At 59.3% G+C, this 26,708-nt stretch carries 20 protein-coding genes; 9 read left to right on the forward strand and 11 right to left on the reverse strand.

Going from position 1 to position 26,708, the window contains the following annotated elements; all coding sequences use genetic code 11:
* Positions 1 to 39: 39 nt before the first annotated feature.
* From DX909_RS12585 to DX909_RS12595, 3 genes are all read left to right on the forward strand, one after another.
* Positions 40 to 1,056 (forward strand): lysylphosphatidylglycerol synthase transmembrane domain-containing protein, encoded by a 1,017-nt coding sequence (locus DX909_RS12585; protein WP_128545534.1) that lies wholly within the window; start codon positions 40 to 42, stop codon positions 1,054 to 1,056.
* A 231-nt stretch (positions 1,057 to 1,287) separates the two neighbouring features.
* Positions 1,288 to 4,440, forward strand: coding sequence for a DUF6531 domain-containing protein (locus DX909_RS12590; protein ID WP_164851273.1), 3,153 nt, complete (start codon positions 1,288 to 1,290; stop codon positions 4,438 to 4,440).
* Between the two features lie 106 nt (positions 4,441 to 4,546).
* A complete protein-coding gene (locus DX909_RS12595) occupies positions 4,547 to 6,142 on the forward strand; it encodes a M28 family peptidase (RefSeq protein WP_128545536.1) in 1,596 nt (531 codons plus the stop codon).
* Positions 6,143 to 6,188: 46 nt separating this feature from the next.
* Here the strand turns inward: DX909_RS12595 and DX909_RS12600 are convergent, their stop codons facing one another.
* Positions 6,189 to 7,817 (reverse strand): amidohydrolase family protein, encoded by a 1,629-nt coding sequence (locus tag DX909_RS12600; RefSeq protein ID WP_128545537.1) that lies wholly within the window; start codon positions 7,815 to 7,817, stop codon positions 6,189 to 6,191.
* 140 nt (positions 7,818 to 7,957) lie between these two features.
* Between DX909_RS12600 and DX909_RS12605 the strand changes: the two genes are divergently transcribed.
* From DX909_RS12605 to DX909_RS12630, 6 genes are all read left to right on the forward strand, one after another.
* Positions 7,958 to 8,734 (forward strand): hypothetical protein, encoded by a 777-nt coding sequence (locus DX909_RS12605; RefSeq protein WP_128545538.1) that lies wholly within the window; start codon positions 7,958 to 7,960, stop codon positions 8,732 to 8,734.
* 83 nt (positions 8,735 to 8,817) lie between these two features.
* Positions 8,818 to 10,089 (forward strand): extracellular solute-binding protein, encoded by a 1,272-nt coding sequence (locus tag DX909_RS12610; RefSeq protein WP_128545539.1) that lies wholly within the window; start codon positions 8,818 to 8,820, stop codon positions 10,087 to 10,089.
* Position 10,090: 1 nt separating this feature from the next.
* Positions 10,091 to 10,948, forward strand: a complete 858-nt coding sequence (locus tag DX909_RS12615) for a carbohydrate ABC transporter permease (protein ID WP_229311029.1) — start codon at positions 10,091 to 10,093, stop codon at positions 10,946 to 10,948.
* 12 nt (positions 10,949 to 10,960) lie between these two features.
* Positions 10,961 to 11,770: a carbohydrate ABC transporter permease gene (locus tag DX909_RS12620; RefSeq protein ID WP_128545541.1), complete on the forward strand. Its 810-nt coding sequence runs from the start codon at positions 10,961 to 10,963 to the stop codon at positions 11,768 to 11,770.
* A gap of 4 nt (positions 11,771 to 11,774) precedes the next feature.
* Positions 11,775 to 13,085, forward strand: a complete 1,311-nt coding sequence (locus DX909_RS12625) for a hypothetical protein (RefSeq protein WP_128545542.1) — start codon at positions 11,775 to 11,777, stop codon at positions 13,083 to 13,085.
* A gap of 61 nt (positions 13,086 to 13,146) precedes the next feature.
* On the forward strand, positions 13,147 to 14,253 hold the full coding sequence (locus DX909_RS12630; protein WP_128545543.1) for an ABC transporter ATP-binding protein: 1,107 nt from the start codon (positions 13,147 to 13,149) through the stop codon (positions 14,251 to 14,253).
* A gap of 26 nt (positions 14,254 to 14,279) precedes the next feature.
* On the opposite strand, the gene DX909_RS12635 is transcribed toward DX909_RS12630, so the two are convergent.
* The 10 genes from DX909_RS12635 to DX909_RS12680 all read right to left on the reverse strand — a co-directional run bounded on the left by DX909_RS12635 (position 14,280) and on the right by DX909_RS12680 (position 26,707).
* Entirely contained in the window at positions 14,280 to 17,009 is a 2,730-nt protein-coding gene (locus DX909_RS12635) for a TonB-dependent receptor (RefSeq protein WP_229311030.1), read from the reverse strand.
* Positions 17,010 to 17,087: 78 nt separating this feature from the next.
* On the reverse strand, positions 17,088 to 18,080 hold the full coding sequence (locus tag DX909_RS12640) for an aspartate-semialdehyde dehydrogenase (RefSeq protein ID WP_128545544.1): 993 nt from the start codon (positions 18,078 to 18,080) through the stop codon (positions 17,088 to 17,090).
* Between the two features lie 127 nt (positions 18,081 to 18,207).
* Positions 18,208 to 18,852, reverse strand: coding sequence for a hypothetical protein (locus DX909_RS12645; RefSeq protein ID WP_128545545.1), 645 nt, complete (start codon positions 18,850 to 18,852; stop codon positions 18,208 to 18,210).
* Positions 18,853 to 18,938: 86 nt separating this feature from the next.
* Positions 18,939 to 19,550, reverse strand: coding sequence for a 5-formyltetrahydrofolate cyclo-ligase (locus DX909_RS12650; protein ID WP_128545546.1), 612 nt, complete (start codon positions 19,548 to 19,550; stop codon positions 18,939 to 18,941).
* Between the two features lie 4 nt (positions 19,551 to 19,554).
* Positions 19,555 to 21,099 carry a bacillithiol biosynthesis cysteine-adding enzyme BshC gene (gene bshC / locus DX909_RS12655; RefSeq protein ID WP_128545547.1) on the reverse strand — a complete coding sequence of 515 codons (1,545 nt, stop codon included), beginning with the start codon at positions 21,097 to 21,099 and terminating at the stop codon, positions 19,555 to 19,557.
* 142 nt (positions 21,100 to 21,241) lie between these two features.
* Positions 21,242 to 23,947 (reverse strand): ABC transporter permease, encoded by a 2,706-nt coding sequence (locus DX909_RS12660; RefSeq protein WP_128545548.1) that lies wholly within the window; start codon positions 23,945 to 23,947, stop codon positions 21,242 to 21,244.
* The gene (locus DX909_RS12665; protein WP_128545549.1) at positions 23,944 to 24,270 is read right to left on the reverse strand and encodes a PadR family transcriptional regulator; all 327 of its coding nucleotides are present in this window, start codon (positions 24,268 to 24,270) and stop codon (positions 23,944 to 23,946) included. The genes DX909_RS12660 and DX909_RS12665 overlap by 4 nt, the downstream gene beginning before the upstream one ends.
* Positions 24,271 to 24,358: 88 nt before the next feature.
* On the reverse strand, positions 24,359 to 25,666 hold the full coding sequence (gene rimO / locus DX909_RS12670; RefSeq protein WP_128545550.1) for a 30S ribosomal protein S12 methylthiotransferase RimO: 1,308 nt from the start codon (positions 25,664 to 25,666) through the stop codon (positions 24,359 to 24,361).
* Positions 25,667 to 25,759: 93 nt separating this feature from the next.
* Complete coding sequence (locus DX909_RS12675; RefSeq protein ID WP_128545551.1) at positions 25,760 to 26,200, reverse strand: hypothetical protein; 441 nt, start codon at positions 26,198 to 26,200, stop codon at positions 25,760 to 25,762.
* Positions 26,201 to 26,206: 6 nt separating this feature from the next.
* Complete coding sequence (locus DX909_RS12680) at positions 26,207 to 26,707, reverse strand: carboxypeptidase-like regulatory domain-containing protein (RefSeq protein WP_229311031.1); 501 nt, start codon at positions 26,705 to 26,707, stop codon at positions 26,207 to 26,209.
* Position 26,708 lies beyond the last annotated feature (1 nt).

The following is a 26,708-nucleotide window of genomic DNA, read 5'->3' on the forward strand; positions in this document are numbered from 1 at the left end:
TTAGCGACAGGATGGTTTCATTTTTGCCGTAAGATTCCTATGAAGAAGCCGTTCCGATCCCTGTTTTCCCTCGCCTTATCGGCCGGTTTGCTCGGGTATGTCCTGACGGGAATCTCCCTGCAGGAAATCAGGCTGGCCTTCAGCCGGGCCGAATGGAGCGGTATGGGATGGATGGCGCTTTGCATCTTGCTTTCCTATGTGTTCAGAGCCGTTCGCTGGCGGCTCATGCTGGAGCCTCTGGGCCATCGCCCGCCCGTCTGGCGAACGGGAGCCGCGCTGATGGCCGGAAGTTTTGCCAGTATGATTCTGCCCGGTCTGGGAGAAATCACCCGCTGCACCACCCTTCAGCGCGCCGGTGGGGTGCCCTTTGCGAAAGCCCTCGGAACGGTAGCGACGGAGCGGCTTTGCGAACTGGCGGCCCTGCTGATGGTTACCGGAATATTTTTTAGCCTGGAAACCAGGCGGTTTCGTGATTATGTAGCGGGCCTCCATCGCCCGGACGACCGCTCATTATTTTTAATCACGATGATCGGATTGCCGGCTCTGGCTTTGGTTCTGTTCGGCTATAAACGGTTCCGGAAAACCCGCTCATTTTCAGGGCGTCATTTGTTTGTTCAAAATACTATCAAATTTCAGGCCGGTTTACGCAGTGGGCTGACCAGCATCCTGAAACTGGAACACCCGAGCGCGTTCTGGCTGCTGACGGCCCTGATCTGGTGGCTTTATCTACTGATCAATTACGCGGTCTTTGCCGCCCTTCCGATGACCCGATTGCTGCCCTTGAAAGCCGCACTCGCCGTGCTGGTCATCAGCGCCCTTGGAGGAATCGCCGTTCCGACGCAGGCCGGTCTGGGCACTTACCATTTCCTTACCGCCTATGCCCTTCAGCAATATGGCCTTCCGGCCGCCGAAAGCATCGTGGCCGCAACCTTCATGCACAGCGTCCAGCTGGCGGTCCATGTTTTTCTGAGCGGCATCAGTTTTCTGGTCGTCTCTCTGCTGCACGGCCGGGTTCCTGTTTCGACCGGTCAGACCCTCCCGACCGAAAACGGATGACAGGAATCAGAAATTTTCTTCCATAAGTTATTGCACAAGCAAATATAATGTGAAATCTTGCTGATCGAGTTAAAGTGGAAATAAATGTTTTCGCTTCCGCGTGGCAGTATGTTTGTTAGTTATCCTTTACCAGACCTCGGCATCGCACCCGCCGGGGATTTTTCTTTTCCCGGAATCCTTTTTCCCCACTTTTCAGGTCACTGGCCCCCCCTACCGACCCCTCCCGGCGGGTTGCCTCTAATCCGTGCGCCGGAGGTGATTCTGCCCACTTCCAACCGGGTTCTGAATGCCCTTCTGAACGGGGAAAATCCCGAGCGGCCGGGGTTTCTGTCCCGTTGGACCGAGCCGGAAGGAGAAGCCTTGCGGGCGTATCTGTCCCGACAGGCCGCCGAACGCCGTCAGGTCGGCACCGTCGATGTCGTCACCGGGCGGCCGGCCCTTGACGAAACGGATTTCGAACTGCCCGGTCCGATACCGATCCGCTGGGGGCGGACCTATGCGTTCGCCGACGACTGCCCCGGCTCGGTCGGTACGCAGTGGCGTCATCATTACGACTACCGGCTCCTCGTCGGACGGGGCAACGTGACGGTCTTCCTGCCGGACGGACGGAAGGCCCGCTTTCCGGATTTGAAAGCGGCCGGTGTCCACTTTGCCCGCCCGCAGCAACTGACCCTGCGCTACGACGGACACACCTATGTTCTTCAGGATGTCCAGGGTTGCCTTTACTACTTCAGCCGCCACGTCCGCAACGGTTTCCGGCTGCTCGACCGGATTGAAAACCATCTGGGCTTCACTATTTCGTTCAGCTATACGGGGGAGGGCATTCTGGAGCGGATCATCGACTCGGCAGGCCGTGTTCTGACGGTATTGTCCGATGCCGCCGGACGGATGACCACCCTGGAAATCAACGATTCGGGAGGCACGCTGCCCCTGGTGCGCTACCGCTACGATGCGGGCGGGAATCTGGCCGGCGTCAGTAACCAGCCCGAGCGGTTTCGGCTTTACGAATACGAGCAGGGCCGGCTGGTCCGCTCCTCCGATTACAACGGACTAAACCGCTACTGGCAGTATGAAAAGGCCGGTGGCTTCCGGTGCGTCCGGTTCTGGAGCGCCGGCGGCTCTCCGGATTTCCAGCTGGCCTACGGCGACCGCCACACGACGGCAACCGATTCGCTCGGCCGGACGATCACCTGGCGGTTCAACGCCGACGGGCAGGTCACGAAACGAATCAATCCGGACGAAAGCTTCCGGCAATTTACCTACGACACCTTCGGGAATCCGGCATCCGAAACCGACGAAACCGGTAACCGGACAAACTACGACTATGACGAATCGGGCAACTGCTGGGAGATCACGGACCCCGAGGGTCAGATCATTCGTTTCGGGTATGACGATGCGCACCGGCTTTGCTCCGTCCGCCTGGCTTCCGGGGCCGAATGGTGCCGGCAGTTTGATGAATACGGGCGGCTGACCGAACGGGTCGGCCCTGCGGGCGAAACCTTATTTTTCGAATGGGAAAAAGGGCGTCTGGTGGCCGTCACCGACCGGCGCGGTCGCCGGCATGGTCTTCGGTATGATCGCCAGCACAACATTCAGGTCCTGAGCCTGCCCGGCGGCCGCGAATACCATTGGCTTTACGACCGGCTCGGCCGGCTGACGGCTTCCTCGGATCTGGCCGGCAACCAGACCCGTTATGTCTACGACCGCTCGGGCCGCCTGACGGAAATCCTGGAACCGGATGGGGCTCACCTCCGCATGACTTTCGACGGGGAGGGCCGCATGACGCGGGTTCAGGGCCGCCGACGTGACATTCGGATAGAGTATGAAGCCACCGGGAAACCCGCTGTACGGAGCGAGAACGGAACCTGCCTTGATTTTCGCTACGATACGGAAGGGCGGCTGACCGGTATCCGCAATCCGAGGAAAGAGGTCCGGGCGTTCCGGCTTAACGATTTGGGGCAGGTGACGGAAGAAAGGGGATTCGACGCGGTAATCCGCAAGTACGGACGCGATCCGGTCGGGCGGGTCGGCCCGGTGGGCTTCCCGGACGGAAAAACGGCGACGTACGTCGCTGACCGGCTTGGCCGCGTGACCGAAATTCAGTACGCTGACCAAATGCGGGAGAATTTCCGGTACAACGAAGACGGGTTTCTGGTTGAAGCCGCCAATGTCCACAGCGTAGTTCGTCTCGAACGCAGCCCGGATGGTCTGATCCTGCGCGAAACGCTGACGACGGAGGGCAGCGAGTATGAAATCCGCCATGAATATGACGACCGGAGAAACCGGCTTCGGTTAGCTTCTTCGCTGGGAGCCGATATCCGGTACCAGCGGGTTCGGGCGGGTGAGGTGTTCAGGACCACCGCCGGTTACTGGGAAGCTGAGTTTCGTTACGATTTGTCCGGGCAGGAAATCGAGCGGAAACTGCCCGGAGGCCTGATCGGACGACAGGAGCGCAACGCCCTCGGGCGCGTTGTCCGGCATTCCCTGCTTCGGGGCAAAAGCCGGGTATTCCGCCGGCAGTACCAGTGGCTGCCGGGAGGCCGCCTGGGTCAGGTGGTCGACGAAGTCGGCAAAACGGTAACGTCGTTCGGGTATGACGCCTTCGGCCGGCTGGAAAGCGAGACGTCCGGGGCTTCAACCGTGCTGAATTATTTCCGCGACGAGGTCGGACAGATGTATGGTACCAAAGACCGGAAGGACCGTCGCTACCTCCCCGGCGGCTGGATGATCGAAAACCGCGGCTGCCGGTATACGTTCGATGCCCGCGGCCGGCAGGTGGGGCGGCTTCACCGCGACAAAAAGGCGAAATGGCAGTATGTCTGGAATGAGAATGATAGCCTGAAGGCCGTTATTCGGCCGGATGGGGAAGAAATCGGCTTTCGGTACGATGCGCTGGGCCGCCGGATCGTTAAGAGCAGCGGTGGAAGGGTGGTCCGGTACGTGTGGGAAGGCGACCGGCTTCTTCACGAATGGACTCAGGGGAGCCGTCCGACCACCTGGGTGTACGAGCCGGACAGCGGCATCCCGATGGCCGGCCTGATCGATGGGCGGGCCTACTCCATCCTGACCGATTACCGGGGCTGCCCGCAGCAGGCGTATGACGTCGGCGGCCGCAAGGTCTGGGAACTGGGTCTGACCGCCTACGGGGTCGTCGGCCGGCGGCTGAATGAACACCTGATCCCTTTCAGGCTGCCGGGGCATTACCACGATCGGGAGACGGGGCTGGATTACGACGGCAGCCGCTACTATCATCCGGAAAATGCCCGGTATTTAAGTCCCGACCCGGCCGGTCTGAAAGGCTGTCTGGACCCGTACGGCTACTTGCCGGACCCCTATCGCCTGCCGGACCGCCGGCCGGGTCTTAACGGTTATTCAACCTTCTGAGAGCGAGTACTAAATTAAACCGGGATTCCGTTTATATTTGCATGAACAGGGATAGGATTCGTTCTATCCCTCCTTTTTTTCAGACCGTTTTCTTCTCAACATACCCATGAAATCATTGATTCTCAGTGCGGGTTTTCTGCTGTGGGTTCAGGCCGTGTCGGGACAGACCGCCACTGATTACGCCCGGACCATTCAGGCCGCCGACCTTGAAAAACACCTGCGGGTGCTGGCCGCCGACGATATGCAGGGCCGCGAAACCGGAACGCCCGGCCAGCGAAAAGCCGCCGAGTATATTTCCGAACAGTTCAGCGCCGAAGGGCTCAAGCCCATCGTGCCCGTGCCGGACGGAAAAGCCGCTTACCTTCAGCATTTTAAACTCTACCGGAAAACCTGGGGAGATTTCTACGTGAAAGCGGGCGGCAAGGTCTTCACGTATCCGAAAGACTTTATCGTCAACGGGCTGTTCGGCGTCATGCAGGAAGCGCCCTTCGAAACGGTGTTTGCGGGCTACGGCATCAGCACCGGGAACTATGATGATTACGCCGGGCTGAACGTAAAAGGAAAAGCCGTCGTGATGCTCGAGGGCGAGCCGAAGAAAGCCAACGGCCACTCGGCCGTTACCAACTCCGCCGAAGCCTCCGAATGGGGCGGGGAGGACAGCTGGCGCAAGAAAGTGACGTTAGCCAAAGACAAAGGAGCCGCCCAGATTTTTATCGTTTCTGCCGAGAACGCCGAAGGATTTCGCCGGCTGATCGCCGAACGGAGTGCGCTGATGGGCCGCTTCAATCGCCTGAATCTGCAACCGGTATCGGAAAAGATCGGGGCGGTCGGGACTTTTCTGGTGACGAAAGACATGGCGCTATCCCTGCTGAACACGACCGAATCCAAATGGCAGACCGCCCTCGATAAGATCGCCAAAACCGGCAAAACCACCGCCGGAAGCCTTAAGGGCAAAATCGCTCTGAAAGCCGAACGCAAAGACGAAACCGTCGAAAGCAGCAACGTGCTGGGTTTTCTGGAAGGAACCGATAAAAAAGACGAAGTCGTGATTATCTCGGCGCATTACGATCACATCGGCGTCAACCCTGACGGTCAGGTGAACAACGGCGCCAACGACGACGGCTCCGGGACGGTATCGGTCCTGGAAATCGCCCAGGCGTTCGCCAAAGCCAAAGCCGAAGGAAACGGCCCACGCCGGAGCCTCCTGTTCCTGGCGGTTTCGGGCGAAGAAAAGGGACTGCTGGGGTCGGAGTACTACGCCGACGTGAACCCGGTGCTGCCGCTGGCCAATACCGTCTGCGACCTGAACATCGACATGGTGGGTCGGGTGGATGACCTGCACCAGGGTAAATCGGACAACTACATTTATGTGATCGGCTCCGACAAACTCTCGTCCGATCTGCACAAGATCAGCGAAGACGTGAACCGGAAACACACCATGCTGGAACTGGATTATAAATACAACGAGCCGACCGATCCCGAACGGATTTACTACCGCTCCGACCACTATAATTTCGCCAAGCACAAAATTCCCATCATCTTCTACTTCAACGGCCTTCACGCCGATTACCACCGCCCTACCGACGACGTGGAGAAGATCAACTTCGAGCTGGCCGAAAAATCCGCCCGGCTCGTCTTCTTCACCGCCTGGGAAGTGGCGAACCGGGATGCCCGGCTGGTCGTCGACAGTAATAAGCCGTAAGTTCTTTTTAAGCTGTAGAGGGCTGGCAGCGGGCAGGCTTCCGCCTTCATTGCTTTCCGCCCGACAGCTTTCCGGCTTTCGGAGGCACGCCCGGCTGGGTGATCTCGAAGCCTTCTTTCTGCTTGGCTTCGGCCACAATCCGGCGCACGTCGGCGAGCAGTTGTTTGGCGTCGTAGACGACACCGTCTTTCACGGTGTATTTCACCCCGCCGGCCCGGACCACCTCATTTTTCTCATTCAGGCGAATGGCCCCGGTGCCGTAGAGGACTTTCAGGTTGGCCAGCGGGTTTTCCTCCACAATGACGAAGTCGGCGAGCTTCCCTATCTCCACGGAACCGATCTGACTCGCCATGCCGAGGGCTTCGGCCCCTTTCAGGGTAGCGGCCCGGATCACTTCGAGCGGATGGAAACCGGCTTCCCGTAGCAGTTCCAGTTCCCGGATGTAGGCAAAGCCGTACAGCTGGTAGATGAAACCGGAGTCGGAGCCGGTCGTGACCCGGCCGCCCCGGTTTTTGTATTCGTTTACGAACGCCATCCAGAGCTGGTAATTCCGCTTCCAGGTCACTTCCTGTTCGGTGCCCCAGTTATGCCAGTAGGACCCGTGGCTGATCCGGCTCGGGCCATAGAACCGCCAGAGGGCCGGGAGGGTATATTCGTCGTGCCATTCGGCCCGGCGGGTCAGCATCAGTTCCCGGTTGGCTTCGTAGATATTGAAAGTCGGGTCGATGGTGAAATCCATGGCAATCAGTTCGTCCATCACCCGGTTCCAGGTTTCGGTGCCGGGTTTGGCGGCCTGCTGCCAGAGCTTGCCGGCTTCCTCGAAGCGGTTCTGTTCGTTGTTGTAATTATAGTCGGCCGGGTAGTTCTGGATCGTCTTGTCTTCGAACAGGGCTTCGGGCAGGCCGTACCAGTGTTCCATGGTGGTCAGGCCGGCTTTGGCCGTGGCCAGCACGTTCATCCGGGCCACTTCGAGCTGGGCGTGGTGACAGGCCGACCGCAGTCCCAGCTTCCGGTTTTCATCCAGAGCGGCCCGGAACACCTCCGGTTCGGCCCCGAAGAACTTAATACCGTCGGCGCCTTTCTTCGCGTTTTCGCGCACCCACTCGCGGGCCTGCTCGGCGGTGGTGATGGGGGCTTTCGCGCCCTGCCCGAACACCGTATAGGCTTTGATGCGGGGCGCGGTGATCTCGTTCCGCTCGCTTTTGGCGCGGTGTTCGAGCACCCAGTCCAGACCGTTGCCGCAGGAGGGGTCGCGGATGGTAGTGATGCCGTGGGCCAGCCAGAGTTTGAAGACGTATTCCGCCGGAGTGCCCTGCGCCTGCCCGCCGATGTGGCCGTGCATATCGACGAATCCCGGCATCAGATACATGCCTTCGCAGTTCAGTTCCTTATCGCCCGGGCCGGCCTGCGGGCGGTTTTTGGGGTCCACCGTTACGCCCGGATACCCGACCTGCCGGATCTGGGCGATCCGGTTCTTTTCAACCACGATGTCGACCGGGCCGACCGGGGGGGCGCCCGTGCTGTTGACGAGCGTAACGCCCCGGATGATCAGGCGGTTATGCGGGCCGTCGCCCTCCTTGCGGGCGGGAGCTTTCGGAATCTGGGCAAAAAGGGGCGAAAACCAGACGGAAAGGAGCAGACAAACCGTTATCCGGCGGATAAAAGTCTTCTTCATAAAGGAAGGATCGGGTTGATGGAGCCTGGAGGGCAAGATACGCAGGTTGGCCGTAAACTAATGAGGGTCAACGAAACAAATTCCCCCGCCGTCTCGTTGGTTGGAAGAAACCGGGCCGCCATTTCAACGGTCTTTGTTTTATGAAAATCATCCTGAAAAGCTGCCTACTGCTCCTGACCGTTGCCGCCTGCTCGTCGGAAAACGGCAGGGAATCGGACCCCTCCACCAGGAAGCCGGAGCCGACCTACACCCTCATTTTCCTGGATAAGTCCCGGAGCGTCAATGAGAACAAGACCTTCGTGACCCAGAAATACCAGCAGGCCATCAACGACATCGTCGAGCAGAACATCCACACGAAAGGGGATAAGCTGGAGGTCTATCTGATCCACGAGAATACCTCCAAGGCCCGCGCGTTATCGCTGACCACCCGCTCCGAGCTGGAGGTGGCCGACAACGCCAACGCCACCGACCAGGAAGCCGCCCAGACCGCCTTCGACCTGTCGCTGGGCCGGGAGAAGGCCGCCATCCGGCAACGGGTTCTCCAGCAACTGGCCACGCCCAACCATTCGGCGTCCGGAAAGGAAACCGACATTCAGGCCAGCCTGCCCGTCATCGCCAGAGCCAATGAGAGCGGAGCGGCCGTGAAGATATATTACCTGAGCGATATGGTCGAGAGCGTCTACCGCGCCGGTCGCCGGGACTTTCATAAGACTCCTCCCAAAGACAACGCCCAGGCCGAAACGTGGGCCAAAGCCGATGCCGAAAAGCTGAAGCAATACACCATCGGCAGCCCCGACATTACCATGATTCTGCCCTTTGAGCCGAACGCTTCCGTCAAACAGAACAACCCGGCCGTCACCCAATACTGGCAGACGCTGTTTCAGGAACTGGGTGCCGGGAACGTCGAAGAGCAGTAGCGGATTTTGATTCTTGCGGGAAAGGGGTTATTTCGCAATCCGTACCGGGTAGCGGAACAACCCTTTTGTTAATCTGAAACCGGATGAGATACCTGCTCCTGCTTTCTGTCCTGCTCGTGCCGGCCTGCGAGCGCCGGACTACCGACCGCACGCTGGTGTTCTGGTGTTCGAACAACGCCGGGGAGATTGCCTTTGCGAAGGAGTTTACGGAACAATGGCAGCGCCGGCGACCCGACAAACCGCTGCGGTTCCAGCCCATTCCGGAAGGACAGTCGAGCGAGGAAATCATTCTGGCGTCGGTGGTCGGCAAGACCACGCCCGACATCTACGCCAACCTGTGGCAGGGCAACGTCGAGATGTACGCCCGGGCGAAGGTCCTGGTGCCGCTCGACACGCTAAAGGGCTTCCTGGACTTTATCCGCACCCGCTGCGACAGCAGCATGATCCGCGAAATTACCTCGACCGACGGACACATCTATCAGGTACCGTGGAAGGTGAACCCGATCATGACCCTCTGCAACCCCCGCGCCCTGGCCGCCCGCCGGGCCCCGCAGCCGCCTTATACCTACTCGGAATACCTGAAAGCCGGGGCGCAGTTCCGGTTCGACCGGAACCATGACGGCTATACCGACCAGTGGCTGGGCTACACGGAAGTGAAACCGATCTGGTATCAGCGGCTTTTCAACTTTTACCCGCTTTACCTGGCCGCGTCGAACGGCGCTCCGCTGATCGCCGACAACCGGGCGGCTTTCAATAACCGGTATGCGGTGGAGGTCTTCCGGTTTTTGCAGGAACTGTACCGGAAAGATTATTTCGCCCGCGAGCGGCTCTCAGCCACGCGCGACCCGTTTCTGGCCCGGCGCATCGCCACCCAGTTTACCGGCCCCTGGACCATCGGTTTTCTGGAGAAGTTCAAAGACCCCGGTTTCGAATACGAGACGTACCCCATGCCCGTGCCTGACGATCACCGGGGGCCGGTGTATACGTACGGCGATCCGAAAAATATCGTCATTTTCAACACCTGCCCGGACCCGCAGGCCGCCTGGGAGTTCGTCCGGACGCTGATCGACCGGCCGGGCGACCTCCGGCTGATGGAGCTGACCGGCCAGTTTCCACGTCGTCAGGGGCTGAACAGCGACCCGTATTTTGCCGGCTTCCTGCGGAAGAACCCGCGACTGGTGCCGTTCGCCCGGCAGGCGCAGTACATCCGGGGCGTCGACAACTGCGAGGTGATCGTGGAGGTGTTCGACATTATCTCGCAGGAATACCAGGCCTGCGTGCTGTATGACCGGAAGACGCCCGAAGAGGCCGTCCGGGATGCCGCCCGGGCGGTGGATGTGTTACTCGGCAACTGATATGCGAAAAGACAAATGGATACCCTACGGCCTGGTGGCGCCTTATATCCTGCACTTTGCGGTGTTCGTGGCGTTTCCGGTCGTGTTTTCGGTCGTGCTGACGTTTCATCGCTGGAACATTATTTCGCCGATGGAATTCATCGGGCTGGATAACTACGTCCGGCTGTTCAAAGACCGGCTCTTTTGGCAGGCGATCTACAACACGCTGCGCTTTCTGGTGGTCCATATCCCGTTGCAGATCGTGGTGGCCCTGGCGCTGGCCGAACTGCTGAACCGGACCGTGCGGGGAGCCTCGTTCTTCCGGGCGGCTTTTTTTCTGCCGGTGATCGTGTCGGGGGTAGTCGTGACGATTCTCTGGCAGCAGTTGCTGGGATACAACCTCGGCCTCCTGAACCGGCTGCTGACGGCCGTCAGCCTGCCCCGGGTGGCCTGGCTCGACGATCCGGACATCGCCATGTACTCAATCGCCGTCATGGCTACCTGGAAGAACGTCGGCCTGTACGTCATTCTGTTCCTGGTCGGCCTCCAGACCGTACCGGCGCAGTATTACGAAGCCGCCGATCTCGAAGGCGCCACTGACTGGCAGAAGTTCCGGTACATTACGCTGCCGATGATCAACCCGACCATTTTCACGGTGGTGGTGCTGTCGACCATCGGCGGGTTTTCGCTTTTTATCGAGCCGTACATCATGACGGAAGGCGGGCCGCTCAACAGTACGCTCTCGGCCGTCATGTACATTTATCAACAGGCGTTTCAGTACTATCATATGGGTTATTCAGCCACGCTGGGCTTCTTTTTCGCCCTGCTGATCCTGGGGGTGGTCATGCTCCAGCGCCGGTACATCGAACAGGAAAATTGACCGCATACGACCGTGGGACGATTGCTCCGATACTTACTTCTGACGCTGGCGGCAGCCTCGTTCCTCTATCCGTTCATCTGGATGGTCAGTGCGTCGCTGTCCTCGGAAAACGGGCTGAGTTCGCTGACGCTGCTGCCGGTGGAGCCGACGTGGAGCAACTACGTGAACATGTTTTCGAAAATCCCGCTGGGCCGGGCGTTTCTGAACAGCGTGCTGGTGGCGGTCGTGACGACGGGGCTGGTGCTGGTATCGGGGGCGATGGCGGGGTACGCGCTGGCCCGGATGCGGTTTCGCGGCCGCAACCTGATCTTTTACCTGATCATCTTCACGATGACGCTGCCTATGCAGATCACGCTGATTCCCAACTACATCTCCATGGTGAAGCTGGGCTGGGTGGATACGTATTTCGCGCTGATCATGCCGTTTGTGCTTAATTCACTGTCCATTCTGCTGTTCCGGCAGGCATTCATGGGGTTACCGCAGGCGCTGATCGACGCGGCCCGGCTCGACGGCTGCGGGGAGTTGCGGATCATCTTCCAGATTCTTCTGCCCAATATCCTGCCCACCGTCCTGACCATCACGATTCTGACGTTCATGGGTTTGTGGAACGAAGCGCTCTGGCCGCTGATCGTGATCCGCGACGAACCCACCATGACCATGCCGCAGCTGGTGACCCTGTTTTCGGTGGGTGGGCGGGCCGAGGCACAACTGGGCGTCAAGATTGCCGCAGCCGTGATGCTGGCCCTCCCGATTGTGGTGCTGTACCTGTTTTTCCAGCGGCATTTTATCCGAAGCATGGCTTCATCGGGCTTAAAAGACTGAACGAATGCATTTATCAGGACGACCGTCGAGTATCTGGCTCCTGCTGATTCTGGGGCTGTTTCCGGCGTTTTCTTACAGGGAATCGCCCGCTGCGGAACCGGCGCCGGCCACCCGCTGGGTGAATCCCGCCCATCTGGAGCATCTGTACCGGACCTTCAGACTGCCCAACGGGGCCGAAGTCGGGACCATCGCCATTTACAGCAATGCGCCGGAGTATCACCTCATCACGGACGCCGACGAAGGCTTCACCTGTGTCGACGACGTGTCAAGGGCGGCCCTTTTTCTGCTCCACGAACCGGACCTGACCACCCGCGCCGACCGGCAGGACCAGCTGCGGAAGCTGACGGAATTCGTTCTTCGGCTCCAGTCGGACAACGGATATTTCTACAACTTCTTATGGCCCGACCACACCATCAACCGCACGTTCCGGACCAGCGTGAATCAGCCCAACTGGTGGTCCTGGCGGGCGTTCTGGCACCTGACCGAAGCCTATCCATATTTTCAGAAAGCCGACCCCGCTCTGGCCGGTCGTATCCACACCGCCAACCGGCGGCTGGCCGAAGTCATGCTCCGCGACTTCGGCCACAAACCGAAGGAAATGACCCTCATCGGGGGGCTGTCCGTCCCAAAATGGCTGCCCTACGGCTCCGGGACCGACCAGGCCGCCATTATGATGCTCGGGCTCCTGAACTATCGGCGGCATACGCCCGATCCGCAGGTGGTGGGCCTGATCGAATTGCTGGGCGAAGGCATTCTGGCGATGCAGCAGGGCGATGCGCAGCAGTTTCCGCACGGCGCGTTCCTGAGCTTTGAAACGACCTGGCATGCCTACGGGAGCGATCAGGCCTACGCCCTGCTCCGGGCCGGGAAGGCCCTGAACAAACCGGCCTGGGTGGAAGCGGCCCGGCGGGAGATCGACCATTTTTACCCGTATCTGTTGAAAGAGGGTTTTCTGGAGTCATTTGCGGTGATTAAACCGGGGGACACCATCAGGGCCGAAAAAATGTCGCGGTTTGCGCAGATCGCCTACGGTGTCCGGCCGATGATCTGGTCCGCCCTCGAAGCCTACGACCAGACGCAGGAAGCCCGGTATCTGGACACGGCCGCTCAACTGGCCGGATGGTTTCTGGGGGTCAATGCCGCCCGAACGAAGATGTACGACCCCGCCACAGGCCGTTGTTTCGACGGCATTACCTCGGCCACGGCCGTCAACCGAAACTCCGGCGCCGAATCGACGATCGAAGCGCTTTGGGCCTTCCAGCGGCTTGAAAAATACCCCGGCGTTATGAAGGCGCTGGAAAAATACCGTAATTAAACCACACCCCCGGCCCCTCTCCTTGGCAAGGAGAGGGGCCGGGGGTGTGGTCAGAAACACTATGGCAGGAGTCAGACTTGAACACCTTGCGAAAGCCTACGACAAAGGGCCGCTCGTGATCAGAGACGTAAACATCGACATCAAAGACAAGGAATTCGTCGTGCTGGTGGGGCCGTCGGGCTGCGGCAAATCGACCCTGCTGCGGATGATCGCCGGGCTGGAATCCATCACCGGCGGCCATCTCTACATCGGCGACCGCCGGGTGAACGAGGTGCCGGCCAGCGAGCGCGACATCGCAATGGTGTTCCAGAACTACGCGCTGTATCCGCACATGACGGTATTTGAGAACATGGCGTTCGGATTGAAGCTCCGTGGGTTACCGAAGGAGGAAATCCGGCAGCGGGTCGAAAAAGCCGCCCGGATGCTGGAGATCGAAACCCTGCTCGACCGCCGGCCGAAAGACATGTCGGGCGGGCAGCGGCAGCGCGTCGCCATCGGGCGGGCCATCGTCCGGAATCCGCAGGTATTTCTGTTCGACGAGCCGCTTTCCAACCTCGACGCCAAGCTCCGGGGCCAGACCCGCATCGAACTTCAGAAACTGCACCGGGAACTGAACGCGACGATGATCTATGTCACCCACGACCAGGTGGAAGCCATGACGCTCGGCGACCGGATCGTGGTGCTGCGCAACGGCGACGTCATGCAGCAGGATACCCCCCTGAACCTCTATAACCATCCGGCCAACCAGTTCGTAGCCGGCTTCATCGGCTCCCCGCCCATGAATTTTCTGCCCGGCCGTATTTGTGCTGACGGCCCGCTCCGGTTCGAAAGCCGGGGCGGTATGCTGGGCATCGATCTTTCGGAATATCCGCAGGCCGCCACCCTGCGGGCCTATCAGGGAAAACCGGTCGTGCTGGGCATCCGGGCCGAACACATCCGCCGGCGCCCCGGGCCGAACGAACGGCGGTTTTTTCGCCGGCTCGTGCCCGTCGAAGCCGTCGAGAACATGGGCAGCGAGACGATGGTCTATTTTCCGCTGGAAACGCAGCGCTTCATCGCCCGGCTTTCCGCCGATTACCCCATCCCGGCCGATCAGCCGCTCGACCTGTTCTGGGACCTGGGCAAACTCCACTTCTTCGACGCGGAGACGGAGGTGGCGATTCGATAGCGGGAAACGGCACGGCCGGTGAGTGTTTAAAATTCTTCCTCTCCTCCCGAATTGTTGTCCTCCCGGTCGCGCTCCCGATCCCGTTCGCGGGTGACCTGTCTGCTCAGCCGGTAGCTGAAGCCGATGAAACCGATGCGGCTTTCGCGCTTGTTCCGACTGGTCGAGACGAAGTTCGGGCCGAAGCTTTCGTTCCGGAACTGAAGGGTATTGAAGACGTCGCTCACCCGCAGGCTGACGGTGCCGCGTCCTTTCAATACCTCCTGCTTGACGCCGACGTCGACATTGAAAAAGCCTTTGATCGTGCCCTGCGCGACGATGAAGGGCGAGCGGTAATTGGCCGCGATCTGAATGTCGGTGCCCCGCTTCGGATTCATGTTCGAGGTAACGCGGGCCGTCCAGCTTCGGTTGGTACGCGTCAGGATGCCCGGTACGTCGGCGCTGCCCTGAATGGTCCGCTGGAAAAAGGAGAAATTCCCATTGGCTTTCCACCATTTCGTAATATCCTGGCTCAGCACGATCTCCAGACCGTAATTCTGCGAGCGGTTCAGGTTCAGAGAAGTCTGCTCCGTGATGCCGTCGGGGCGGAGCGTCCGGTAGGTCGTCACCTCGTTGTTGGTCTGGCGGTAAAAGAGCGACGAGGTCAGCGACGTGCTTTTGCCGTACCAAAGGTGGCTCAGTTCGAACGAGTTGACCAGTTCCGGGTTCAGCAGCGGGTTCCCGAACCGGATGTTCAGCGGGTCCGACAGGTCGACGAACGGGTTCAGCGAACGCACCGACGGCCGGTTGATCCGCCGGGAATAGTTGATCTGCATCTTCTGCGCATCGCTCAGGTTATAGTTGACGAAAGCGCTCGGAAACAGGTAGATATAGTCTCGTTTAGCAACCTGGTTCGTCGTGCGCTGATCGGTTGCGATGGCCGTATATTCGCTCCGCAGCCCGACCTGATAGCTGATTTTCTTGAATTCATTTCCGAAATTGACGTAAGCCGCGCTCGTCCGCTCGTCGTAGATGAAGTTGTTGCTGATGTTGGGGTTGATCGTCCAGGCCGTCCCTTCCTGATTCTGGAACACATAGTCGGCTCCCAGCCGGCGGTAGGTGTGTTTCAGCCCGGCTTCCAGTCGTTTTTTCTCCTTCATGGGTTCCACAAAATCCAGTTGCAGGACGGCCACCCGGTTATTACGCTCGTTTTCGGCCCGCTGCCGGCCGATCAGGAAGTTGGGCGTCAGCAGGCTGTCGGGCAGCGTGGTCGTGTTGTTGAAGTCCTGGCGTTCGGTACCCCGGTTGTTGGACAGGGTGGCGTCGAAGGAGAGTTCCCGGCCCTTTTTGGCGAAGGTCCGGCGGTAGCCGAAGGCATAGTCGAGGCCCCGCTCGGGTTCGCTTTCATCCGTCGTCCGCAACGTCTTTCCGAGCGAAAGCCGGCGGGCGTTCTGGGTGTCGAAGGTCTCGACCTCCGTGTCGCGGCTAAATTCCGGCCGGTAGAGGATGGAAGCCGTGATATTGTCGCGGGGTGAGAGCGTATAATCGAAACCAAACCGCAGGTTGTTGTTCACCTGCCGGCGGATGGCGTCGTTGCGCTGAGCCAGGTAGCTGGTCGAATCCCCGAACAGATTCTGGCGGTCCGAGATCCGGTATTGGAACCGGCGGTCGGCCCGGAAGTTGTAGCTGCTGAACAGATTGATCTTTTTAAACCGGGAATTGAGGTTGATCGACGCGTTGTATTTATCGCGCGTTCCGACGTTGACCTGTACGCTGCCGTTGAAGCCGGCGGCCCGTTCTTTCTTCAGAACGATGTTGATGATTCCGGCCGCGCCGTCGGCATCAAAGCGTGACGACGGGTTGGTGATCATTTCGATGCGTTCAATGTTACTGGCCGGAATCTGCTCCAGAATGGCCTGCCGGTCCAGGCCGGTCAGCCCCGACGGTTTGCCGTCGACCAGCACGATCACGTTGCTGCTTCCGCGCAGGCTCAGCGTCCCGTCGACGTCCACCGTAACGGAGGGCACGTTCTGGAGGATGTCGATGGCCGAGCCGCCCTGCGCGATCGGCAGCTGATCGACGTTGACGATCTTCCGGTCGAGCGAGTATTCATATGCCTGCCGCTGGCCCTGCACCGTTACCTCCTGGAGCTGTTTGGCGGTTTCGGCCATCGAAATATTGCCCAGATCGGCCGTCGGTTTGTCAGGGCTGACCACGATTCGCGGAATGCGCTTATTAGAAAAACCGAGGCTTTGAATAAGCAGATAATAGGCACCCGGCGCCAGGTTGCTGATCTGGAAAAAGCCTTTTTCGTCGGTCAGCGAACCCGTAACCGAGCTGGAATCCGTCGAGCGGAACAGTCCGACGCTGGCAAACTCGACGGGGGCATTCTTTCCCCCCTGCGGGGCCACGAGCCGGCCGGTGATGCGGCCGATGCCCTGCCCGGCGTCGGCCGGAACCGGTCGGGCGGATGCGTTACCCGTGGCCGGCTGACGGGTGGGCCGGGCGGACCTGACCGGCTGCGTGGAATCGGAAAGGGCCGGAGCCGTTGCAACCGGAGCCGGATTCGTCACGGTCCGGACGGTATCGGGCCGGTCGGCGGTATTGAACTGGATGGTGTCGGGGCGGGTCGGAGCCGCGGGCCGGGTGGTATCGGGTTGCAGGCCGATGGCCTGAATCATGGAGTTGGGTAAGGTCGGCGATTCCTGAGCACAAACGCTTTCCACGCCCATCGCCAGACCAGTCAGGATCAGAGAAAATGTAAACCGATAATCTTTCATAACGTGTGAATAAGCCAATAATGAAAAAAGCCCGTCAGCACGAAGGCCAACGGGCTTACTTATCGTATTAACTCTTTTTTATGCCAGGTTGTTTGCGAGCAGGTACTCGGCAATCTGGACGGCGTTGGTGGCCGCACCCTTCCGGAGGTTGTCGGCTACGATCCAGAGGTTGAGCGCATTAGGCCGGCTTTCGTCCCGGCGGATGCGTCCGACGAACACCTCGTCGCGGCCATGGGCCGTCAGCGGCATCGGATACACGAAGTTTTTCGGATCGTCCTGCACGACGACGCCTTCCGCGCCTTCCAGAATTTCCTTCACTTCGGCTACGTCGAAATCCTGACCGAATTCCACGTTCACGGCCTCGGAATGGCCCCCGATGGTCGGAATCCGGACGGTCGTGGCCGTGACCAGAATGGAGTCGTCGCCCATAATCTTTTTCGTCTCGTTGACCATCTTCATTTCCTCTTTCGTGTAGCCGTTGTCGAGGAAAACGTCGATATGGGGCAGCACGTTGAGGTCGATGGGGTGCGGGTACACCTTCTCGGTCGAATGGTCGCCCGAGCGCTCGGCAAAGAGCTGATCGACGGCGGCTTTCCCGGTTCCGGTGACGGACTGGTAGGTCGAAACCACGACGCGTTTTACGCCGTATTTTTTATGCAGCGGATTCAGCACCACCACCATCTGAATGGTCGAGCAGTTGGGGTTGGCGATGATCTTGTCCTCTTTGGTCAGCGTGTTGGCGTTGATTTCCGGAACGACCAGTTTTTTGGTCGGGTCCATCCGCCAGGCCGAGGAGTTGTCGATCACCGTAATACCGGCTTCCGCGAAGAGGGGCGCCAGTTTCAGCGACGTACCGCCACCGGCCGAGAAGATCGCAATAGCCGGTTTGGCCTTGATGGCGTCCTCGAAGCCGACGACCGTAACCTGTTTACCCTTGAACGTAATCTGTTTACCTACCGAGCGTTCCGACGCGACAGGAATCAGTTCCGTTACCGGGAAGTTACGCTCTTCCAGTACTTTCAGGATCTCACCACCGACGAGGCCGGTTGAACCTACTACTGCAATTTTCATTTTGCACCAACAGTTTAACGTGAAAGAAATTGTAAAAATTGGGTGCAAAATTAAGTAGAAAAGATCAAAGGCAGGGGGTTATGTCCATAAAAAAGTACAAATATTTTTCAGGATAACCGGCTCATTTTCAAAATCTGGCTACCAGCGCCACCCCGGTATTCGTAGCCTCACGGTACGGTTCGAGCCGGATCGACACCCGGTTGCGGAGCGCCCGGTTGTAATACTGAACCGACCGCCGGAAGTGTAGTCCCGGCGTCTGGACGAAATAACCCGCCGTCGCCAGCATCAGACCGCCGAAGATCAGACCGAAGCTGACCGGATTGGCTTCCCGCACATCGGAGGAGGGCCGGTTCGCATACGGGTTGCCGCCGTACACCTGGCCGTTGCCGTAATAGAGGCCGTTGTAGTAGGTCAGATTGCCCGGCACGACGGAGCGCGGTTCCGACTTGCGGGTCGGCCCTAAAAATAGCCCTACGACCGTCAGGACGCCCCCGGCGGCCATCATCCCGCTGCCGGCATGGCGGGCCCGGATAAACTTGCGGTATTCGCCGATCGCATCGGGGTCCTGCGACGCCAGAATGTATTTCCCGAGTTCGGTTACCCGGCGCACTTCGATGCCGTCGTAGTAATAGGCCGACGCAATGGAATGGCGGGGTCCGTATTGGCCCGGCACATAGGTCGGCCAGCTTTCGTGTTCGATGGGCTTGAGCGATTCCGGCTGCGCCCACACACCCAGCGGGGCCGCCATCAGGAGGAGAAGAAGACGTTTCATAAGCCGAGTCTTTTTGAAAGAAATATACTGAAAGACAACGATGAACCGTCAAAGGTTGGAAAGCAGTCGATTAAAAAATTATTAAATCAAAATAAATTAATTTGAAGTGAATGGAAGGCATCCGGCGTCACGCAGCCGTCCAGCGGAACGTCGCCTGCATCCACGTCCTGTATGGCCCCGACCGGCTCGAAAAGCGACAGGCCGATTTTCCGGCAATCCGGGCGGCACCGGGCCAGAAACCGGTCGTAATACCCGCCCCCGTAACCGACCCGGTGGCCCCGGCGGTCGAAGCAGTGGAGCGGCACCAGCACCAGATCCAAGGCCGTCGGCGGCAGGGGGTTCGGGTCCGGCACCGGCTCGGGAATCCCGTAGCGGCTGTTGTTGAATTCAGTGTCCGGACCGATGCGGTAATGGTTCATCTGCCCCGAGGCTATGATGGTCACCGGGGCGGCCGTCTGCACCTGCGGGAACTGCTTCCACAACGCCCGGACGATGCGCCAGGTGTCGATCTCGCGGTTTTTGACGATGGGCAGAAACGTATGAATGACCAGAGGTCTATCGGTACGGGTCGGCTCGAAATGGCCTTCGAACCAGGAAAGAAACCGGGCATTAATCCGATCACAGGCCGTCGACCACTCCGTTTCCGACAGGGCGGTTCGTTTCGCGAAATAGTGGGTTCGCAACTCGGCTTTGGTCATGCGGTCAGTCCTTCAGGATCAGCATGCGCTGCTCGAACGGCTCGAAGGCGTCGAGCAGTTTTTCGAGGAACCGGGGATCGTTCAGATAAAAATTCAGGAAGTTTTCGGTGCGCTCCTGAATACCGCCGTTCGGGAAGAGCTTGTTTTTCAGGGTAAGGAGCTGATTGACCACCGTTTCGTGGTTGCGTTCCTCGGCTTTTTTCAGCCGCTTTTCCAGGTTGTCGAGGGTATTCAGCAGCTTGGCTTTCTCGGCCAGAACGGCCCCTTCCAGGGATTTGTCGACCCGGACGGCTTTAGCCAGAATATCGCCGAAACACTGCTCCAGGCAGGCTTTTTCGTCGGAAAGATGCAGGGAGTTTTCGGTAATTTTTTCAATGTACGACCGACGGAGCTTCACCTCGTCGTAGAACAGCTCTTCCGGCGTCACGCCCAGCTTTTCCATTTTCTTCGTGCTGGCCGGGTTCACATACAGGGCGAAGTTCCGGGCGAACAGAAAAGGGAACGGCTGTCGGTAATGATCGAAAATACCCTTCAGCTGGAGCCAGTACGGCACCTCCGACGGGCCGCCGATATAGGCCAGGTTGGGCAGAATGGCTTCCTGATACAGCGGGCGCAGCACCACGTTCGGGCTGAACCGCTCGGGGTGTTCGTCAAGCAGTTTCAGAATTTCCTCCTGCGTAAAGCGCAGGTCGGTATGCAGCACACGATAGGTGTCGTCTTCGAGGACGATCCGCTCCCGCAGCTGATGATCCAGATAGAACAGATTGATTTCCCGGGGAGTCACCTGGGTCCGGTAGCCCAGCGTTTCCAGTTCTTCCGAGGTCTTCGTGATGATTTCGCCCGTCGTGTGGTGCATCAGCTCATCCTTCATAACCGGAATGAACATCCGCTTCAGGTCGGCGTCGTCGGGATCGATGCAGATCAGACCCTGTTCGCCCAGCATTTCGTGGACGTACCACCGGACGGCATCGGCCAGGGTATCGTGTTTCAGGTAGGCTTCCTCGAACAGGGGCAGCTTCTCGGGCATCTCGCGGAAGACGGCTTCCAGTTCCTTCGGATTCATCCGGCCGACGGCGCCCCGCTGCTCCGTTTCCCAGGTATAGTTCCGCCCGAACAGGCTGAAATGGTTGATTTCGGCAAAGTCGTGGTCTTCGGCGGCCAGCCAGTAGACCGGCACGAAGCGGTATTCGGGATAGGCCAGATTGAGCTTTTTCGCCAGATTGACGGTCGTGATCCATTTGTAGAGGATGTACAGCGGACCGGTGAAGATGTTCAGCTGGTGGCCCGTCGTCACCGTGAAAGTGTTGGGCTGGGTCAGAACGGAGAAATCCGGTTTGTCGGGGATGTGCCGGTACTGCCGCTCCAGCACCCGGACGAGGGTCTGCCGTTTTTCATCGTCGAACGACCGTTCTTTTGCCTGCTCGGCGAAGGCTTCCAGGGTCGGAAACCGGTTATAAAAGGGTCGGAGGGTATCTTGCTGGGAAATATAGTCGAGAAAGAGAGAAGAAAACTGGCCGGTAGCCGATAGCGGAAGGTACTGACAGTCCATGAAACTGGGGTGATTTATGTCCGTCAACACAGAAACGTCTGGCATGGTTCGGAGGAAGCGTTACGAATACACGAACGGTTACAAGGCCCATAAGGTTTCCCGGCCCTTCCGGGGATTATTAAAAAACACCCGCATCCGCTGTTCAGAGATCGCGGAGACTGTCCACCGGATTGCTCAGGGCGGCCCGAAGGGTTTGGGAGGCCACGGTCAGGAAGGCGAGCAGGAGGGTGCCGGCCCCGGCCAGCGCGAATACCCAGCCCGTCAGCGGAGCGCGGTTGGCGTAATCCGCCAGCCAGCGGTCGAGCAGCAGCCAGGAAACCGGCCCGGCCACCAGATTGGCGATCAGCACCAGCCGGATAAAATCCCGGGAGAGAAGGGTAACCAACCCCACCGTTCCGGCTCCCATGACTTTCCGGATACCGATTTCCTTCGTGCGGCTGAACGTCAGGTAGGCCGCCAGCCCGAACAGACCCAGGCAGGAGATGAGCAGGGCAAGGGCGGAGAAGGAGGTCAGCAGGCGGCTCAGTTGTTCCTGAACCCGGTATTGCCGGTTCAGGTCTTCGTCCAGGAACGAATATTCGAAAACCCGCTCCGGAAACAGCATTTCCCACTCCCGTTTCAGGAAGGCCAGCGTCTCCGGCATCCGCTCGGGGGCGATGCGGACCACAAAACCGGTAAACCGGTTCACCCTCAGGTCGATGATCAGGGCGTCGATGGGCTGGTCGAGCGGGTCGAAGTGAAAATCCCGGACAACGCCGATGATCGTTCCTTTCTGGCCGCCTTCCCCTCCGCGCTGAATCGGCCGGCCCACGGCCGCGGCCGCATTCGGATAGCCGAAGGCTTTAACGGCGGATTCGTTGATGAGGTAGGCGTCAAGATGGTCGGTGCCGGTCTGTTTCGAAAAATTGCGCCCGGCCGCCAGCGGAATGTTCATCGTGGGCAGAAAATCATAATCGACCGACAGCCAGGAGGCAAAGATATTGTCGGCTTCAGTCCGGCCTTCCGGCACCACCAGCGACCGCACAAAGCCGCTGCCGGGCGTTCCGGACGCGGCCGAAATGCCTTTGATCCGACTAAACCCTGAAACCGCCTGTTCGAAGCGGTTCATCCGGGTCCGGAATGCCTGATCGACGCCCTGGGAGATGCTGGTGCCGCCCCCGCTTCCGAACAGAGGAACCACCACGACCTGCTCTTTCTGAAATCCAAGCGGTTTGCTTCTCAGATAATCCAGCTGGCGGTAAACGCCGATCGCCACCGTCATCAGCACCAGCGACAGGCTGAACTGCGCAATGACCAGCCCCTGACGCAGCCGCCTTCCGCCCTGGCGGCCGCGGTGGACGGTGCCCCGCAGACTCTGAATCGGCCGGAAACCGGAGGCAAAAAGGGCGGGATAGGCACCGGAGAGCAGGCCCGTCAGCCCGAAAAGACCCAGCCAGAGCAGCAGCGGGCCGGGGCGGAACAGATCCTCCGTCCCGAAAGCCCTTTCGGCCAGGTGGTTCAGCCCGGGAAGCAGGAGGAAGGCCATCAAAAGAGCCAGCAGGCAGGCCACCCCGCACTGGAAGAGAGCCTCGCCCAGAAACTGGCCGCCAAGCTGAAGCCGGATGGCCCCAAGCACCTTCCGTACGCCCACTTCTCTGGCCCGGCGAAGCGAATACGCCGTGGACAGATTAATGAAATTGAAACAGGCGATCAGCAGCGTAATGCCGGCGATGATGGCCAGCAGCCGGACATAGCGGATATTACCGGTAGCGCCGGAACCCTGCATGTCGGCGGAGTACAGATGGAGGTCGTGGAGCGGCTGGAGCGATAGCCGGACGTGTTTCATTACCCGTTCGTCGGCGCTCTGCCGCAGCAGGCCCGGCATCCGGGCTTCAATCCGGGCGGGGTCGGTTCCGGGGCTTAGGCGGGCAAAGGTCTGCGTCGGGTTATACAGCCAGTTGGTCCGGATGAAATCGGCAACCCCGGGATCTTCGACCCGGTAGAGGGTTTCAAAATCGACCAGAAAATCATAGTTGAAGTCGGACGCCCGCGGCAGGTCGGCGAAAACGCCCGTAACGGTCAGATCGACCCGGTTTTCAAACCGCAGGGTCCGGCCCATTGGATTCCCGCTGCCGAAATACCGGCGGGCTGCGGATTCCGACAGAACGACGCTCCCCGGCGCGGCCAGCGCCCGGTTCGGACTTCCTTTCAAAAGCGGCAGCGCAAATACCCGAAAGAACGAAGAATCTGCAAACGTGACGTGTTCCTCCTGAAACAGTTTGCGGGAGGAACCGGCGGAGCCTGAGAACAGCATACTTCCGGCCCGGCTGAATAGACGGGTAACGGCCTCGACGCCCGAAACCGTCCGGGCCAGCGCCGGGCCGACAGGCGCCGAAACCAGGGCGGCCGTCCGTTCCTCCTCAAAATGGTTCGTCTGATTAACCCGGTAGATGCGTTCGCCTGCCGGCCAGAAGCGTTCGTAGCGGGTTTCTTCCAGCAGGTAGAGACCGATGAGCAGGCAGCAGCTCATGCCCAGAGCCAGCCCGAACACGTTGATGGCGGTATACGTCCGGTTGCGCCAGGCCGTCCGGACGGCCATTTTCATCTGATTCCGGAACAATCCGTTGAAGAAGGTCGACGAAGGCTCCGGAAAGGGTCGGGCTTTCCGGAAGGGGTTCAGGAACGACAGGGCCGTCAGCACATACTCCCGGCGGGCCTGCACCGGTCCGACGGTTTCCAGGCGCTTTTGAAACAGCTCCTGCAGGTCGCCCTGAATCTCCTCGATGGAGTCGCCCGGATAAAACCAATCCAGCAGGCGTTCAGGCCAGCGGGGTGGGTAGGCCTTCCCGGTGTCACGGTCCTTCTTCATGCCAGTCCGGTTTTGGGAAGAAGATTCCAGAGGTGATTCCGGGTGGTATGAATTTCAGCCAGCGCCCGGCTTCCGGCGGGCGTGACGTTGAAAAACCGCTTCCGGCGGCCTCCGCGTTCGGCGGTGGCTCCGCCCATCTCCGAGTGCAGAAATCCTTTTTCCTCCAGCCGCTGGAGCGTGGCATGGATGGCGCTCAGACTCACGATGCGGCCGGTCTGCCTCTCCAGTTCCTCGAGAATGGTAATGCCGTAGGCCCCGCCGTCGAGCAGCGCGACCGTCAGCAGCACCAGCTCCTCGAATTCGCCCAGATAGGTTCGGTTCATATTTATTCAAACTTTGCAGAACAAATATATATGAAAAAGGGTGAGCCGCAAGCGATTCACCCCGAAAGCCTTTTTCAGGCACTTTTCGTCAAATCAGTTCGCCGTAGAGATCGAACTCGTGGGCTTCCGTAATGCGAACGTCGGCAAAGTCGCCCAGGCGGGCATACTGCACGGCCGGAACCAGTACTTCATTATCGACTTCGGGCGAGTCGAACTCGGTCCGGCCGATGAAATAACCGCCTTCTTTCCGGTCGAAAAGCACCTTATACGTTTTGCCCAGCCGCTCCTGATTCAGGTCCCAGGAAATGCTCTGCTGAAGTTCCATGATGGCGTCGGCGCGTTCCTGCTTGACTTCGGACGGGAGGTCGTCGGGCATCGAGAATGAATGGGTGTTTTCCTCATGGGAGTAGGTGAACACACCCAGCCGGTCGAAACGCATGCGTTCCACAAACTCGTAGGTTTCGTCGAACATGGCTTCCGTCTCGCCGGGGTGGCCGACGATCAGCGTGGTGCGGAGGGCGATGCCGGGCACTTTCTCCCGGATGGTCTGGATGAGCGCTTCGGTTTTCTCCCGGGTGATGCCCCGGCGCATGAGCTTCAGCAGGTCGGTGGAGCCGGTTTGCAGCGGCATATCCAGGTAGTTGCAGACGTTGGGCCGTTCGCGCATGACGTCGAGTATATCCGTCGGGAAGCCGGAGGGGTAGGCATACTGCAGGCGAATCCAGTCGATGCCCGCGACTCCGGAAAGCTGGTCGATCAGCTCGGCCAGATTGCGCTTTTTGTACAGGTCCAGGCCGTAGTAGGTGAGGTCCTGAGCGATCAGGATAAGTTCTTTGGTGCCTCGCCGGGCCAGCGACTGCGCTTCTTTGACCAGTTCCTCCATCGGTCGGGAGACATGTCCCCCGCGCATGAGCGGAATGGCGCAGAAGGAGCAGGGCCGGTCGCAGCCCTCGGCAATTTTCAGGTAGGCGTAGTGGGCAGGGGTGGTCAGAAGCCGCTCGCCGACGAGCTCGTGCTTATAGTCGGCTTTGAGCGTTTTGAGCAGCCGGGGCAGTTCGTTCGTCCCGAACCATGCATCGACGGTCGGGATTTCGACCTCCAGTTCGTCCTTGTAACGATGGGAGAGACATCCCGTCACATAGACCTTATCCACGACGCCGGCATCCTTAGCGTCGACGTAGCGGAGGATGGTGTTGATCGATTCCTCCTTGGCGTTGTCGATGAAGCCGCAGGTATTGATCACGACGATGTTGGCGTCGTCTTTCTTCGATTCGTGCGTCACGTTGTAGCCGTTGCCCCGCAGCTGAGTATACAGCACCTCCGAGTCCACGAGGTTTTTAGAGCAGCCCAGCGTGACGATATTGATTTTATTGGTACGTAAGCCTTTTGTTTTCAAAATAATAGAATGCTAAATGCCCGGAGCGTAAACCGCCCTGAGACAACACCGGTGTTTTCTGCAAAGTTCGGAAAAGTACAATTCAGGAGAAAGCTATTCCGTCCGAATCCACGGAATATTCTGGTATTCGACCGTCATGGGCACCCCGGCGAAATATTCATCGAGCGCAAACTGGAGGGTCGGCATCATATTGGTGATGAACAGCTGCCGGCCGGTCTTCAGCCGGAGTCCTAAAACGGCAAGGCCAATCAGGGCAAAGTCGATCAGAAAGAGAAGGAGTTTATACAGGGAGTGAATCGGCTTTTCCACCGGGAAGTTGGGAATCACAAACAGCAGCCCGATGCAGAGGCTCAGGAGGAACAGAATCAACCCCACCTGCATCCGGCTGAAATACCACCCGGGCGTGATGGTGAAGGAAACCCGGGTTTTCAGGGGCGATTCGTCGCCGAGCGTTCGGGCGGTAAACCGGAGCGCCTTGTAGAGGAACCAGCCGAAGGGCAGAAAGGTGATCAGGAAGATCAGGATCGTCGTCATCGACGACTAAAATACCGCCTGATGGGTAATCTCGAAAGGGAGGCTGGTCCGGCGGTTTTTCTTCACCGTGACCGGGTTGATATTATTCTGACCGTCGAACAGGTTGGCGTAAAGCCCCTTATCTTCTTTCACGAACACCGAGTAGGTTCCGGCCGGCAGCCGCACGCAGAACCGACCGTCTTTCCCGGAGGTGGCGGTTTTGACCAGCCGGGTCTTTACGTCGGAATAAAAGCCGTCATCTGCCGCTTCGGTCTGGTCCTTATGGGTCAGTTCATAAATCCGGATTTCCCGCACCACCGGTTTGCCTTTGGCCTGGGGCCGGTCGGGGCCGGGCATGAGGTTGCCGGATTTGAATACGACCGTGCCGCAGATGCCCTGAAACGGCTTTTTAGCGGCTTTCTTCTGCCCGAACGCCAGATAGCCTGTGCCTAGCAGCAGACCGAAAAGGATCAGCCAGGCCGAAGCGTTGCAGGCCCGGCGCGAACGACAGGAGGAGCGTCTATTCATG

The sequence above is a fragment of the Larkinella soli genome (genome assembly GCF_003703975.1).
Taxonomy (GTDB): Bacteria; Bacteroidota; Bacteroidia; order Cytophagales; family Spirosomataceae; genus Larkinella; species Larkinella soli.

What these genes read in the sequence shown, in the direction of transcription:
- DX909_RS12595 (WP_128545536.1), top strand. Translation starts at nt 4,547, where the DNA reads ATGAAATCATTGATTCTCAGTGCGGGTTTTCTGCTGTGGGTTCAGGCC.
- DX909_RS12650 (WP_128545546.1), bottom strand. Translation starts at nt 19,550, where the DNA reads ATGACCAAAGCCGAGTTGCGAACCCACTATTTCGCGAAACGAACCGCC.
- DX909_RS12660 (WP_128545548.1), bottom strand. Translation starts at nt 23,947, where the DNA reads ATGAAGAAGGACCGTGACACCGGGAAGGCCTACCCACCCCGCTGGCCT.
- DX909_RS12630 (WP_128545543.1), top strand. Translation starts at nt 13,147, where the DNA reads ATGGCAGGAGTCAGACTTGAACACCTTGCGAAAGCCTACGACAAAGGG.
- DX909_RS12585 (WP_128545534.1), top strand. Translation starts at nt 40, where the DNA reads ATGAAGAAGCCGTTCCGATCCCTGTTTTCCCTCGCCTTATCGGCCGGT.
- DX909_RS12635 (WP_229311030.1), bottom strand. Translation starts at nt 17,009, where the DNA reads ATGAAAGATTATCGGTTTACATTTTCTCTGATCCTGACTGGTCTGGCG.
- DX909_RS12600 (WP_128545537.1), bottom strand. Translation starts at nt 7,817, where the DNA reads ATGAAGAAGACTTTTATCCGCCGGATAACGGTTTGTCTGCTCCTTTCC.
- DX909_RS12665 (WP_128545549.1), bottom strand. Translation starts at nt 24,270, where the DNA reads ATGAACCGAACCTATCTGGGCGAATTCGAGGAGCTGGTGCTGCTGACG.
- DX909_RS12640 (WP_128545544.1), bottom strand. Translation starts at nt 18,080, where the DNA reads ATGAAAATTGCAGTAGTAGGTTCAACCGGCCTCGTCGGTGGTGAGATC.
- bshC (WP_128545547.1), bottom strand. Translation starts at nt 21,099, where the DNA reads ATGGACTGTCAGTACCTTCCGCTATCGGCTACCGGCCAGTTTTCTTCT.
- DX909_RS12605 (WP_128545538.1), top strand. Translation starts at nt 7,958, where the DNA reads ATGAAAATCATCCTGAAAAGCTGCCTACTGCTCCTGACCGTTGCCGCC.
- DX909_RS12675 (WP_128545551.1), bottom strand. Translation starts at nt 26,200, where the DNA reads ATGACGACGATCCTGATCTTCCTGATCACCTTTCTGCCCTTCGGCTGG.
- DX909_RS12610 (WP_128545539.1), top strand. Translation starts at nt 8,818, where the DNA reads ATGAGATACCTGCTCCTGCTTTCTGTCCTGCTCGTGCCGGCCTGCGAG.
- DX909_RS12625 (WP_128545542.1), top strand. Translation starts at nt 11,775, where the DNA reads ATGCATTTATCAGGACGACCGTCGAGTATCTGGCTCCTGCTGATTCTG.
- DX909_RS12615 (WP_229311029.1), top strand. Translation starts at nt 10,091, where the DNA reads ATGCGAAAAGACAAATGGATACCCTACGGCCTGGTGGCGCCTTATATC.
- DX909_RS12645 (WP_128545545.1), bottom strand. Translation starts at nt 18,852, where the DNA reads ATGAAACGTCTTCTTCTCCTCCTGATGGCGGCCCCGCTGGGTGTGTGG.
- DX909_RS12680 (WP_229311031.1), bottom strand. Translation starts at nt 26,707, where the DNA reads ATGAATAGACGCTCCTCCTGTCGTTCGCGCCGGGCCTGCAACGCTTCG.